Origin of the sequence: Shewanella sp. ECSMB14102 (assembly GCF_000813075.1) — a bacterium.
Classification (GTDB): domain Bacteria; phylum Pseudomonadota; class Gammaproteobacteria; order Enterobacterales; family Shewanellaceae; genus Shewanella; species Shewanella indica.
This window is the reverse complement of sequence record NZ_JWGX01000076.1, coordinates 1-11,707: the sequence shown is the minus strand read 5'-3', so window position 1 is coordinate 11,707 and position 11,707 is coordinate 1. Positions and strand designations below refer to the sequence as shown.

At 54.2% G+C, this 11,707-nt stretch carries 9 protein-coding genes; 3 read left to right on the top strand and 6 right to left on the bottom strand.

The features are described from left to right. Positions 1 to 94: 94 nt before the first annotated feature. From argH to argC, 5 genes are all read right to left on the bottom strand, one after another. Positions 95 to 1,462, bottom strand: coding sequence for an argininosuccinate lyase (gene argH / locus RC73_RS19095; protein WP_039036119.1), 1,368 nt, complete (start codon positions 1,460 to 1,462; stop codon positions 95 to 97). Between the two features lie 65 nt (positions 1,463 to 1,527). Further along, on the bottom strand, positions 1,528 to 2,751 hold the full coding sequence (locus RC73_RS19090) for an argininosuccinate synthase (protein ID WP_025889296.1): 1,224 nt from the start codon (positions 2,749 to 2,751) through the stop codon (positions 1,528 to 1,530). A 34-nt stretch (positions 2,752 to 2,785) separates the two neighbouring features. Beyond that, a complete protein-coding gene (locus tag RC73_RS19085) occupies positions 2,786 to 3,691 on the bottom strand; it encodes an ornithine carbamoyltransferase (protein ID WP_039036118.1) in 906 nt (301 codons plus the stop codon). 11 nt (positions 3,692 to 3,702) lie between these two features. Beyond that, the gene (argB, locus tag RC73_RS19080) at positions 3,703 to 4,485 is read right to left on the bottom strand and encodes an acetylglutamate kinase (protein ID WP_025011587.1); all 783 of its coding nucleotides are present in this window, start codon (positions 4,483 to 4,485) and stop codon (positions 3,703 to 3,705) included. 33 nt (positions 4,486 to 4,518) lie between these two features. After that, positions 4,519 to 5,499: an N-acetyl-gamma-glutamyl-phosphate reductase gene (gene argC, locus RC73_RS19075; RefSeq protein WP_039036117.1), complete on the bottom strand. Its 981-nt coding sequence runs from the start codon at positions 5,497 to 5,499 to the stop codon at positions 4,519 to 4,521. Positions 5,500 to 5,763: 264 nt separating this feature from the next. Between argC and argE the strand changes: the two genes are divergently transcribed. From argE to RC73_RS19060, 3 genes are all read left to right on the top strand, one after another. After that, positions 5,764 to 6,915 carry an acetylornithine deacetylase gene (gene argE / locus RC73_RS19070; protein ID WP_039036116.1) on the top strand — a complete coding sequence of 384 codons (1,152 nt, stop codon included), beginning with the start codon at positions 5,764 to 5,766 and terminating at the stop codon, positions 6,913 to 6,915. Positions 6,916 to 7,059: 144 nt separating this feature from the next. Further along, positions 7,060 to 9,696: a phosphoenolpyruvate carboxylase gene (gene ppc / locus RC73_RS19065; protein WP_039036115.1), complete on the top strand. Its 2,637-nt coding sequence runs from the start codon at positions 7,060 to 7,062 to the stop codon at positions 9,694 to 9,696. A gap of 29 nt (positions 9,697 to 9,725) precedes the next feature. Further along, complete coding sequence (locus RC73_RS19060) at positions 9,726 to 10,232, top strand: DUF1439 domain-containing protein (RefSeq protein ID WP_052248306.1); 507 nt, start codon at positions 9,726 to 9,728, stop codon at positions 10,230 to 10,232. Between the two features lie 70 nt (positions 10,233 to 10,302). Here the strand turns inward: RC73_RS19060 and RC73_RS19055 are convergent, their stop codons facing one another. After that, a complete protein-coding gene (locus RC73_RS19055) occupies positions 10,303 to 11,577 on the bottom strand; it encodes a CinA family nicotinamide mononucleotide deamidase-related protein (protein ID WP_039036113.1) in 1,275 nt (424 codons plus the stop codon). Positions 11,578 to 11,707 lie beyond the last annotated feature (130 nt).

Sequence of the window (11,707 nt, the reverse complement as noted above, 5' to 3'; positions counted from 1 at the left end):
CCCATTAAGCCTAAGAAAAATGCCGTTCACACTAAGTGAACGGCATTACTGCCTTGGCAGCGTTTTTGTTTGGCTCGAATCCGAGGGGTAGCTTCTATTTGGCCTGCTTGGCTGTCAGCGCGGCCTTGACCTGTTCCACCGCGGTACCACCGAGAATATTGCGCTTCGCCAGGCAGGAATCGATACTCAGATGCGGATAAACATCTTCCGTTATGATGTCGGCATAGCCTTGCAAGACTTCAAGTGGCAAGGCTTCCAGTGGCTCACCCTCGGCAATAGCATGCAGCACCACTTCACCCACAACGTGATGCGCCTGTCTAAAGGGCATACCTTTGCCCACCAGATAGTCCGCCAGCTCAGTGGCATTGGCGTATCCCTGTTGAGCTGCGGCCAACGCATTGTCACGGTTAACCTTGACACCTTCGAGCACCAGAGCCGCCATTTTCAAACACAGGCTCCAGCTGTCCATCACATCGAACAAGCCTTCCTTGTCTTCCTGCATATCCTTGTTGTAGGCGAGTGGCAGCGCCTTCATGGTGGTGAGGATCCCCATCAAGCTGCCGTATACCCTGCCCGCTTTACCGCGGATAAGCTCAAGCGCATCGGGGTTCTTCTTCTGCGGCATCAAGGAAGAACCTGAGGTGACATTGTCGGCCAGTTCGATGAAGTTGGCTTCGCCGGAATTGAAGAAGATCATATCTTCGGCCATACGACTTAAGTGCATCATGCTGATAGAGGCATCGCTGCAGAGTTCGATCACATGGTCACGATCAGACACGCTGTCCAGGCTGTTGAGGGTAGCAGAGGCAAAGCCCAGGCTGGCCGCCAGCGCCTGACGGTCGATGGCATAAGCTGTACCCGCCAAGGCGCCACAACCCAGAGGGCAGGTGTTGAGGCGACTCAGTGCATCCTGCAAGCGGCTGATATCCCGCTCAAACATTTCCACATAAGCCAAAGCCCAATGGCCAAAGGTCACGGGTTGTGCCCGCTGCAGATGGGTATATCCCGGCATCACCGCATCCAACTCGCGCTCGGCCAAGGCCAGCAGCCCTTGTTTGACTTCGAGCAACAGACTCAGCAGGTGTGCGCCTTCCTGTTTGCACCACAGCTTGAGATCGGTCGCCACCTGATCATTGCGCGAACGGCCGGTGTGCAGCTTCTTACCCAAGTCACCCACCTTGGCGATCAACTGTGATTCCACAAAACTGTGAATATCTTCGGCGCCGGAAGCGATGATCTGCTCCGGCGTATCTTTAACTTCTGCAAGCAACTCAGCCAGCGCCTGAGTCAACGCCTGGCATTCCTCCTGGGTTAACACGCCGGCCTGGGTTATCGCCTCGGCCCAGGCGACTGAGCCCTGGATATCCTGCTCCAGTAAACGGAAATCCACCGGCAGGGAATCGTTAAAGAGTTTGAAAAGTTCGCTGCTTTGGCCGCTGAATCTGCCACCCCATAAAGCCATGATAAGGTCCTCTTTCTCGGGCATAAAAACTAAGGGGCGCCAATGCGCCCCTGATATACTGACGCTTACTTACTGTTGAGCGCGCGGATACGGCTCGCCAGAGAGTAGAGGCGGATAAAGCCTTCGGCGTGTTTCTGATCGTAAACCGTGTCTTCACCGAAAGTGGCAAACGCCTCGGAATACAGGCTGTTGGGAGAACGTTTCTTCACGGCTACCGCCTGGCCCTTGAAGAGCTTGATCACCACTTCGCCGTTGATGTCCTGGGCCAGTGCCTCGGATGCCGCTAACAGCGAGTTGCACAGAGGCGTAAACCAACGGCCATCATAGACCAGATGTGCCATCTGAGCGGCCACCTGTTCACGCCAGTTACGGCTGGTCTTGTCGAGCACCAACTCCTCTACCGCTCTCAGAGCAGCAAACATGACAGTGCCGCCCGGTGTTTCATAACAGCCACGGGACTTCATCCCCACCAGCCGATTTTCAGTGATATCGATACGGCCAACACCGTGGGCGGCAGCAATCTGGTTCAGCTTCATCAGCGCCGCATAGGGGCTCAGGGCCTCACCGTTGACTTCGGTCACCCGGCAGTTTTCCACTTTCAGGCTGACATACTCAGGCTCATCTGGCGCATCCAGCGGATCGACTGTCATGGTCCACACCTCTTTGCTGGGCTCATTCCAGGGATCTTCCAGCTCCCCACCTTCGTGGGAGATATGCCAGGCGTTGGCATCGCGGCTATAGATCTTGGTGGCCGAAGCCGAGGTCTTGATGTTGCGCTCGGCCAGGTAAGCCAGTAGATCTTCACGGCTCTCCATGGTCCACTCACGCCAAGGAGCAATCACTTTCAGATCCGGCGCCAATGCGGCAAAACAGCCTTCGAAACGCACCTGATCGTTACCCTTGCCGGTACAACCGTGACACAGGGCGTCGGCGCCGACCTTGCGGGCCACTTCCACCTGAGCCTTGGCGATAATGGGTCTGGCCATGGAGGTACCCAGCAGATAGGTTCCCTCATAAATGGCACCGGTCGCTATGGTGGGATAGATGTAGTCTTTAACAAACTCTTCTTTCAAATCAACAATATGACACTCACTGGCGCCGGAGGCCAACGCCTTTTCTGTCAAACCTTCAAGTTCGGCTTCCCCTTGTCCAACATCGGCACAAAAGGCGACGATCTCACAGTTGTTATAGTTCTCTTTCAGCCAGGGAATAATGGCCGAGGTATCCAGGCCGCCGGAGTAGGCCAGGACAACTTTTTTTACATCTGTGTTTTTCTGTGCAATAGACATCTTAATTTTCCTAGATTCAACTGGCCCTTGGCCATCAGCTCAAAAGTGTTACCAGAACGGCATTCTGCGCGTGCATGCGGTTTTCTGCCTGTTGCAGGATCAGAGAACCTTTGCCATCCATCACCTCATCTGTCACTTCTACCCCTCTGTGAGCGGGCAAACAATGCATAAAATACTTCACCTTATACTGATCCATCAGCGGCTGATTGATCTGATAAGGATTAAATTTCGCTTCAATATCAGAAAGTTCTGTTTGGTCGCCCATGGAAATCCAAGTATCAGTGTAGACGGCATCCTGACCTTCCAGGGCGGCGATGTCCGAAGTCAGTACCAGGCTGCCACCATTCTCGGCCGCCAGTTGCTGTACTTCATTAACAATCAGACCATCGGGGAAATGCCCTTCGGGGCAGATAACCGTCATGCTGGCACCCAAAATGGCAGCGCCTATCATCAGCGAGTGGGTCACGTTGTTGCCATCGCCCACATAGGCCAATTTCACCTTGCTCAAGTCACCGAGCTGCTCTGACAGGGTCAGAAAATCCGCCAGTGCCTGACAAGGGTGGTACAAGTCCGACAGCGCATTGATCACAGGCACAGTGCCAAACTCGGCCAGCCCTTCTATGGTCTTGTGGCTGAAAGTCCGTGCCACTATGGCGTCGGCCCAGCAGGAAAGGTTACCGGCGAAATCGGCAACAGATTCGCGCTTGCCCAAAGCACCATTTTGTTGATCCAGATAAAGACAGTGGCCACCCAGCTTGTGGATACCGATATCGAAACTGACCCTGGTACGCAGGGAAGGTTTTTCAAACAGCATCACTACGCTCTTGCCCGCAAGCGCGTGTCGGTAGTCTGCCGGATTGGCCTTGATCTTCTTGGCCAGATCCAACAACGCCAGCAACTGGGATTGGGTAAGTTCTTTAATGGTCAACAGGTGCTTCATACTGCCTTCTCCTATGGTTTTATTTGCGTACCCACGGCTTCGCCCTGAGCCAATGCAGCCAGTTGCGCCGCATCTCTCCAGGAAGCAACCTGTACCGGCTGCCCCATGAGTTCTGCGACTTCCAACGCCGCCTCTACTTTGACTTTCATGCCTTTCTCTATCACGCCCAGTTTCACCAGGTCGTCGATTTCGCTGCGATTAAGACTGGCGATCAACTGCCCCTTACCGTCCAATACTCCGGAAACATCGGAGAGCAGTACCAGCTTGCCCTGCACCAGCTTGGCCAGCACTGTGGCGGCCTGATCGGCATTGACGTTAAGCAGTTGCCCTTCGCTGGAGACTGCAATGGAGCTGACAATGGGCATCCACCCCTGAGACAGAACGAAATTGATATAGCTGCCGTCTTTGGGGGAAACTTCACCCACCAGCCCCAAGCGTTCATCTTTAATTACCGCATCGACCAAGTTGGCATCCGCCAGACTCATGCCAACGCTGGCGACACCGGCCTTGATGGCCGCCGCCTGCAGTATCTTGTTGGACATACCGGCCAGAGCGCCGGCGATGATCGGCATCTGCTCCGGCGGGGTGACCCGCAAGCCGTCGAGCTTCACCGTATCCATGCCATTGGCCTTGAGCTGTTCATCCACCAGATAACCGCCACCATGAACCAGAACCACCTTCTGTCCCTGGGCCAGCATTTTCGCCGCAGTATCCATCAGCCTGGCCATTCCCATCTCACACTGCATCAGTGCGCCGCCAACTTTCAGAACCAACACCTTGTCTTTCGTGCTCATAGTGACAACTCTCTCTAACCGTCCCGGGAATAATTAGTATTTAAAGTGAATCTTTATGCATTGAAGCGCCTGACTGGCAGCGCCTTTCATCAGGTTGTCTATGGCACTGGCCACCACCAGATAATGGTTCTGTTCATCAAACTTCCATCCCAGATGACAATTGCCCGTATGTACCACGTCATCCACCTTAGGGAATTGGTTCTGCTTTACGCTGACTATGCTCGAGCCATGGTAGATGCTGTAAGCCTCGGCAACGTCCTCTGCCTTGGTACCCGGCTTGAGCTGCAGCGTAATAGTGGCGAGAATGCCGCGTTTGAAGTTGCCAAGGTGCGGAGTAAAAATCACTTCCTGCCCCAGTTGGCTGGCGATTTCGGGCTGATGCCTGTGACCAAGCACACCGTAGGGCGTTAAACTCACTTCACAGAAACTGGTATGCAGCTGCGCCTTGCGTCCGGCTCCGGTCACACCGCTAACGGCATTGATAACGGGGAAGGCATCAGTCATCAGTGACTTGAGCGGCTTAAGTGCCAACAGGGATGCAGTGGGATAACAACCGGGAACCGCAATCATCTTGCTGTTGGCAATCGCCTCGGCATTCCACTCGGCCAGACCATAAACCGCCTGTGCCAATACTTCGGCTTGGTTATGCTCAAAGCCATACCACTTGGGATAATTGGCCGCGTCGCTGAAACGATAAGCACCGCTCAAATCAAATACCGCCAGCCCCTGGGCATAAAACCAGGCCGCCAATTCCAGGCTTACCGAATGTTCGGTCGCCAGCGCCACGGCGTCGGCCTGCGCCACTATCTGCTGTTTGGCCTCTGGCGTTAACGGCTGCAACACTGCAGAGATATGTTGATAAATAGGATAAAGCTCGGCCAGGCTTTTGCCCTTATCCAGACTATTTTCAGAGACATACAACCCTTGAATGCTTAACTCTGGCTCGGCTTGGATCAGGGCGGTTAACTGGGCACCTGTATATCCACTGGCCCCTATAATGGCGATATTTTTCATGGTTTCTAATTCTTAAAGCTAATCAAAAAAGGAAGGGCACAACGAAAGCCCGTGGCTCAACGCCTAATGACAAGTTTATCGTCGCAGGGAGTTATTGCAGTTTTGGGTCTGAATCAAGCTCAAGGTCGAACTCAACATACTTAGTCTCACTGAATTTAGTCACCATGAAAGATGACACTGGCTTTAGCTGTTTGCTAGACTAACACAGCAATTTATTTATGCAATATATATGAATAGTTATTTTTAATGTTTTGCAGGATAGTCATGAAAAAACTGCCGGAACTCACAGAAAGCTTCAGTGCGCTTATCGCCTCGCCCTCCATCAGTGCCCTGGAGCCCGAGCAAGATCAATCCAATGCTGCCGTTATCGACTTGCTGGCCAACTGGTTTAGCGATTTGGGGTTGGAGTGCCGCCGCCAGCCGGTGCCCGGCAGTCACAACAAACATAACCTGCTGGCCAGCCTGGGTACTGGCCAAGGTGGCCTACTGCTGGCCGGGCACACAGACACAGTGCCGTTCGATGAAGGCCGTTGGCAGCATGATCCCTTTCGGCTAACCGAAAAAGATAATCTTTGGTATGGCTTGGGAACTTGTGACATGAAAGGTTTCTTTGCCTTGATATTGGAGGCCTTGAAACAACTGCCGCTGACACAAATGAAGCGGCCTCTTTATATTCTCGCCAGTGCCGATGAAGAAACCACAATGAATGGGGCCAAGGCCTTTGCCGCCAACGCTGCAATCAAGCCTGAATTTGCCATCATAGGCGAACCCACCAGCCTGCGGCCGGTTTATATGCATAAGGGGCACATGGCTCAAGGCATTCGGGTAACGGGCCGCAGCGGCCACTCGTCGGATCCGGCCAAGGGACTCAATGCCATAGAAGTGATGCATCTGATCATAGGCCGACTACTTAAACTCAAGCAGCATTTGAGTGAACACTATCGCGAAAACGCCTTCAGTGTGCCTTACCCAACCATGAACTTTGGCCATGTCCACGGCGGCGATGCCGCCAACCGTATCTGTGGCTGCTGTGATCTGCATCTGGATATCCGCCCACTTCCCGGGTTGGCTTTGACCGATCTGCAACTCATGCTGCAGCAGTATTTACAGCCGGTCTGCGAGCAATTCCCGGGGGCGGTTTCCATCAGCGAACTCTATCCCGGCTCAGAGCCCTTTGCCGATGATAGAGACTCTCCCTGGAGCCAACTGGTCGCCAGCCTGACGGGGCAGGCACCGCAAGTGGTGAACTATGCCACCGAGGCGCCTTATATTCGGCAACTGGGGTGCCACACTCTGGTATTGGGACCCGGCAGCATAGAGCAGGCTCATCAACCCGATGAATATTTGGATACGGCGCAGATCAAACCCACGATAAATTTGCTGAAACAGCTTATTTATCATGCCTGTATAAAATAATGATCCAGCCCACAGCCGCTGGAAACAACGCGAGGCAAATACCTCAGCGTATTGACCACAGGGCACAGTGCTGGTTATTGTGCTCTACTCAAGTCCGCCCGAAACGACGACTCTTTCTCACTATTCTTTGGAGCAATCAACACGATGGCAGATATGTATGCATCCTTAAGATCCAACGTCAGTATGCTTGGGCAGATCCTCGGCGACACCATGCGATCCGATCTGGGGGAGCCATTTCTCGATAAGGTGGAGCAGATCCGCCAACTGGCCAAGAGTTCCCGTCAGGGTGACGAAAGCGCCCGCCAGCAGATGTTGGAACTGCTGACGGCCTTGCCCGATGACGAACTGGTGCCGGTCACCAAAGCTTTTAACCAATTTCTCAACCTGGCGAATATCGCCGAGCAATTTCATACCATCAGCCGCAACTGTGATGAACTGGTGTGTGTACCGGATCCCGTGGAGCAACTGCTCGGACGCATGCTCAACGGCCCCATAGATCAGAAGCAAATGCTGTCCTGTCTCAGGGAGATGAACATAGATCTGGTACTGACGGCACACCCGACCGAGATATCCCGCCGCACTCTGATCCAGAAGTACTCATCTGTGGTCGATTGTCTGACGGCACTGGAAAACGATCAGCTCAGCGAGCGCGAGTTTAAACAGATCAATCTGCGACTGCGGCAGCTAATTGCCCAGATTTGGCATACCAATGAGATCCGCCGCGAACGCCCAACGCCGGTGGATGAAGCCCGCTGGGGTTTGGCGACTATCGAAACCTCACTGTGGCAGGCGATTCCCGACTTTTTACGCCAGCTCAACGACCAGGTAGAAGAGCGCACCGGCAGCCAACTACCGATTGATATCGCTCCGGTGCGATTCTCCAGCTGGATGGGGGGCGACCGTGACGGCAACCCCTTTGTTACCGCCAAGGTCACTCAGGAAGTATTGGATCGTAACCGCCATGCCGCCGCCAGACTCTATCTCAAAGATATCGTCTCTCTGGTTGGCGAATTGTCCATGGAAGAAGCCAACGAGGAGCTGAGCCAGTATACCAACGGCAGCTGCGAACCTTATCGTGACGTGCTCAGAGATCTGCGCCAAAAGCTGCGCAACACCATAGACTATCTCAATGCCCGCCTCGAAGGTCATCAGCCCGAGGTCGACAACCATAGCATCATCTGGCATCAGGACGATCTGAAAAAACCACTGCTGATGCTGTATCAAAGCTTGTGTGATTGCGGCATGAGCCTGATAGCCAACGGCTTGCTGCTGGATATGCTGCGCCGCTTGGCCTGCTTCGGCATTCATATGCTGAGGTTGGATATCCGCCAAGATGCAGAGCGCCACGCCAATGCCATTGCCGAGCTTACCCGCTACCTGGGCATGGGTGACTTCAACCATTGGGATGAGACAGAAAAGCAGGCCTTCCTGCTCAGGGAACTGGCCAATCGTAGACCCTTGATCCCGGTAAACTGGCAGCCATCAGACGAGGTGGCCGAGGTACTGGCAACCTGCCGCTTGATAGCCACTCAGCCTCAACAAGCGCTGGGCTCCTATGTGATATCCATGGCCAGCCAACCATCCGACGTGTTGGCGGTACTCTTGCTGCTCAAGGAAACCGGCTGCCGCTATCCCATGCGGGTAGTGCCGCTGTTTGAGACCCTGGACGACCTCAATAATGCCGCCGATTGCATCTCAGCCCTGCTCGATATCGATTGGTATCTGGGTTACACCAAAGGCATGCAGGAAGTAATGATTGGTTATTCGGATTCGGCCAAGGATGCCGGAGTTATGGCCGCGGCCTGGGCACAATACCGGGCGCAGGAACAACTGGTTGCTGTGTGTAAGAAGGCCGGCGTCAAACTGACTCTGTTCCACGGCCGTGGCGGTACTATCGGTCGTGGCGGCGGCCCTGCTCACCAGGCGATTCTGTCACAGCCTCCGGGCTCAGTTGACGGACGGATCCGGGTGACAGAGCAGGGAGAGATGATCCGCTTCAAATTCGGCCTCCCCAAGTTGGCGGTGCAGTCACTGGCGCTTTACACCTCGGCGGTGATGGAGGCCACTTTGCTTCCGCCTCCCGAGCCCAAACAGGAGTGGCGGCAATGCATGCAGCGACTGGCCGATGAATCTGTACTGGCCTACCGCAGCATCGTCAGGGAAGAAGCTGACTTTGTTGCCTATTTCAGAGCCGCAACGCCTGAAGTAGAGCTGGGTAAACTGCCACTCGGCAGCCGACCGGCCAAACGCCGGGTGGATGGCGGTATCGAAAGCCTGCGCGCCATTCCCTGGATATTCGCCTGGTCACAGAACCGTTTGATGCTGCCGGCCTGGCTCGGTGCCGGTGAGGCCCTCGAAGCCGCGGCCAAGCGAGGAGAGCTTTCTCTGCTACAGGAGATGGAACGCCAGTGGCCCTTCTTCAACACCCGTATCTCCATGCTGGAAATGGTGTATGCCAAGGCAGAACCCAACCTCGCCCGCTATTACGACACCTGCCTGGTGCCTGAAGAACTGCGTCATTTGGGTGAGGCCCTCAGGGAGAGGCTGCAACAGGGGATCCAGGCGGTACTCGAACTGACCCGCTCTGACAGCCTGATGTCGCATACTCCTTGGAACCGGGAGTCGGTGCGGCTTCGCAACCCCTATATCGACCCGCTCAACTTCCTGCAGGCCGAGCTGTTGGCCCGAAGTCGCAAGGAACAGGAAACCTCGGAACAATTGCAACTGGCGCTGATGCTGACCATAGCCGGTGTCGCGGCGGGCATGAGGAATACAGGGTGAGGCTGCACCTAATACTGTCTCTGTGGTTGATGCTGATGTTGGGCGGCTGTGTCAGCCAATACAGCATCAGCGAAGGACAGCTGGAATCCTATCTGAATAAAGAGCTGCAACTGGATATGCAAGACACCCAGGGGCCACTGGCAACAGAGATCCAGTTGAATAGGGTAACTGTCAAATTGGGGCACAAGCCGGATACCATGGCGGTGAAAGCCACCTCTGAGCTGATACTCAGAACGCCGCTGTTTCCCTTGCGTGCCAGCCTGACAACAGAGTTTGAGGCCAAGCCTTGGTATGACAACCAAACCCATGGCGTCTATCTTCGTGGTCTGGAATTGACCTCTGTCGAGTCCAATCCCAAGGATATTCAGCGGGCTTTACAGGGTATTGCCCCGCAGTTGATGGGCTTTATCCGCAACTTCCTCGAAAGTCAGCCGGTTTATGTTCTGGACACCCAGGACAGCAACCAAGCGAGACTGGCCGATATGACCAAGAGCCTTCAGGTTAAACCAGGCAAGCTGGTACTGGAGTTTAAATAATCGATATTCAGCGCACAAAAAATACGCAGCCTTGGCTGCGTATTTTTATTTAACCTATTGCTGCCTTTGACTATTTGGCAAATCGACCAATAGATGAGTAGTCAACAATAACCGCCTCGCCCAACAACTCGCGGCGCAGCATGTCATAGGCTACTGCGCTGCTGAGACTGCGAACCAGTTCTCGAGAACGTCTTGGCAGCTGAATCATCTGGCTGTAACAACCGCCTTTGGTCGCCAAGGCTATAGCGACCGTACCGACAGGCTTCTCCTCCGTGCCGCCGTCAGGACCGGCAATACCACTGGTGGCCAGAGCATAGTCGCTATCCAGTATCGCCCTGGCCCCCATCGCCATCTCCTCAACGGTGGCAATCGACACAGCGCCATGGTCATCCAGTGTTGAAGGTTGAACCCCAAGAATCCGCACCTTGCTTTCATTGCTGTAGGTCACCAACCCCTGATGCAAATAGGAAGAACTGCCAGGGAAAGCCACCAATTGGCTGGTCAACATACCTCCGGTACAGGACTCGGCCAGACTAAGACTTAGACCTGAATTCAACAACCTGTGATGGATCTCTTCCGCCAGTGTCGCGCGATTTTCGGCAACAACCGCAGTGCCCAAAACCTGTCGCACATGATTGGTGACTCGGGGCAACAGAGCAATGGCCTTATCACCGCGGGCAAACAACTTGATCTCTATATGTGGCATAGAGGAGCGATAACCTATGGTGATCCCTGCTGGCAACTCCAATGCTTCCAGCTTATCGGCCAGCGTCGATTCGCCATGGCCCAGGGTCAACAGCTTGTTCAATGCGACTTTTGCATCCAGGCCGAACTCCTGTTTGATAAAGGGCAGAAACTGCTCCTCAACCATATGTTTCAGCTCAAATGGCACCCCGGGAGTGAAATAGAGCCAGGCACGATTGAGTTTGACTCTAAAGCCACAGGCCGTGCCAACCGGATTATCCACCATGACGGCAGACTCAGGCAGCAAAGCCTGTTTCAGATTACTCGCCGGCATCTCTCTGTTGTTACGGCTGAACCAGGCCTCCATCTTGGCACGCCATTCGGCGTTCTCAACCAGAGGCTCACCCTTGGCTTTAGCCATGGCTTCAGCCGAGAGATCATCGCTGGTTGGTCCCAAACCACCATTAACCAGAATGATATCGGCATGGAGACTACGCTCCTGAAACACAGCAATCAGATCTTCGAGTCTATCCCCCACTGTGACCCTGCGCTGCACCTCAACCCCATGCTCCATCATCACATTGGCAAACCAGGCGGCATTGGTATCTATTATCTGACCGGACAATACTTCCTCTCCGGTACAAATCATCTCTAACTTCATTCAAAGATCCCTTTGGCAAAAACTGCATATAAGTTAAGTAACAGCAGGATGAATAGCAAGCACAGCTTGATGGATGGCTGGAGCGCGAAGCAGCTTGGCTGCGAGCTAAGGGGTAAACACTGCGCCAGCC